This is a genomic window from Pseudoroseomonas cervicalis ATCC 49957 (assembly GCF_000164635.1).
GTDB lineage: Bacteria > Pseudomonadota > Alphaproteobacteria > Acetobacterales > Acetobacteraceae > Pseudoroseomonas > Pseudoroseomonas cervicalis.
In genome coordinates, this window is sequence record NZ_GG770835.1 from 1 (window position 1) to 1,824 (window position 1,824).

The following is a 1,824-nucleotide window of genomic DNA, read 5'->3' on the forward strand; positions in this document are numbered from 1 at the left end:
CCTCGGCGGTGCGGCAGATCCCGGTCCAGGTGTCGGGCTGCAGCGGCACGCCCTGGGCCAGGCGCTCGGCCCGGTTGCGCGCCTCCACCTCGCCCGGCAGCAGCACGGGCTGGGCGGGGTCGGCGGGGCGGCTGCTGGCCACCCAGTCGACATACTCGCGGCCCATCGCCTGGAACTCGGCCGTGGTGCCGAAATGCGCCGGCGAGAGATAGATGGAGAGCATGCCATTGGCGATGCGCCCGCGCCCCTCCACCGGCCCGGCGCAGCCGCCGCCGGTGAAGGCGCCGGCCAGCAACTCGCACATCAGCGCCAGGCCCGAGCCCTTGTGCTCGCCAAAGGCACGGATGGCGCCGGGGCCGCCCGCCGGGTTGCGGGGGCCGATCTGCGGATACTCGCCATAGAGCATGTGCGGGTCGCCGGAGAGCTGGCCGTCCGGGCCGATCAGCGCATCCGAAGGCAGCGCCTTGCCGCCATTGGAGGCGACCAGCACCTTGCCCTCCGCCACCAGGGAGGTGGCGAAATCCAGCACCACCGGCCGGCCCTCCAGCGGCGCGCCGATGGCGATGGGGGCGGTGGAGAAGCGCCGCTCCACGCCGCCGAAGGGCGCGACCAGGGTGGAACCCGCGACATTGACCAGGTGGATCGAGATCAGCCCCTCGGCCAGCGCCATCTCGGCATAGTGGCCGATGCGGCCGATATGGCCGGCATTGCGCAGCGCCACCACCGCCGCGCCATGCTGCTGCGCGCGGGTGATGCCGAGCTGCACCGCCTCCGCCGCCACGCTGTGGCCGAAGCCGAAATCGGCGTCCATCAGGGCGAAGGCGCCGCCATCCATGACGATGCGCGGGCGGCGGCCGAGGAAGACGAAGCCCGCCTTCAGCCAGTCCACATAGCGCGGCACGCGCACCACGCCGTGGCTGTCATGCCCGGCCAGGTTGGCGCCGAGCAGGTGGTGCGCGATCAGCGCCGATTCCTCCGCTCCGCCGCCGGCCGCCACGAAGATGTCGCGCACCAGGGATTCGAGTTTCGGGGCGGGGATCAGCACGGGCGTCATGGTCGTTTCCTGTTGTCCTTGTGCGGACAGCATGGACCAGAGCGGCCAGGGCCAAAAGGGCGCGGCGCCGGGTTTTTCGCGGCGCCGCGCCGGAGCGGCGAAGCTCAGGCCATCGCCGCGACGGCCTGGGCGGCGGGCGCCTGGAAGCGGTTCCAGGTGGGCGAGACGACGATCTCGCTGATGCAGACACGGTCGGGCAGGTTGGCGACGAACAGCACCGCCTGGGCGATGTCCTCCGGCTGCAGCATGCGCGCCCGCTCCTCGGGCGGCGGCGGCTCGGGGCGGAGGTCGAGGATGGGGGTCGCGACCTCCCCGGGGCAGATGCAGGTGGAGCGGATGTTGTGGATGCCGTTCTCCGCGTTCAGCGAGGCGGAGAGCGCCACATAGCCGCTCTTGGCGGCGATGTAGCCGGGGCCGGAGACGGCCGAGCTGCCCTTGCCCGCCACCGAGGCGATCTGCACGATCAGCCCGCCGCCGCGCCCCTTCATGCCCGGCAGCACCGCCAGGCTGGTGAGGAAGGGCGCGGTCAGGTTGACATCGACCAGCGCGCGGGCATCGCCACCGGAGAGCTGGTGCCAGTGGCGCCGCGGCACGTTGCTGCCGGCATTGTTGACCAGCAGCCCGACCGGGCCGAGTTCCGCCTCCACCCGCGCCAGCGCGGCCTTCACCGCGCCCTCATCGGTGAGGTCGGCGGGCACCGCCAGGGCAGCGCCCGCGGGCAGCAGCGCGGCGGTCTCCTCCAGCGGCGCGGCGCGGCGGCCGGTCAGCGC

The 1,824-nt window shown here is 73.2% G+C and carries 2 protein-coding genes; both read right to left on the reverse strand.

What is annotated here, in order from left to right; genetic code table 11:
* Positions 1-1,054, reverse strand: a 1,054-nt coding sequence (locus tag HMPREF0731_RS19450) for a malate/lactate/ureidoglycolate dehydrogenase (protein ID WP_007005922.1), incomplete at its 3' end; no start/stop codon positions are given.
* A 104-nt stretch (positions 1,055-1,158) separates the two neighbouring features.
* Positions 1,159-1,824: SDR family oxidoreductase (locus HMPREF0731_RS19455; protein WP_007005923.1), on the reverse strand; the 666-nt coding region annotated here is incomplete at its 5' end.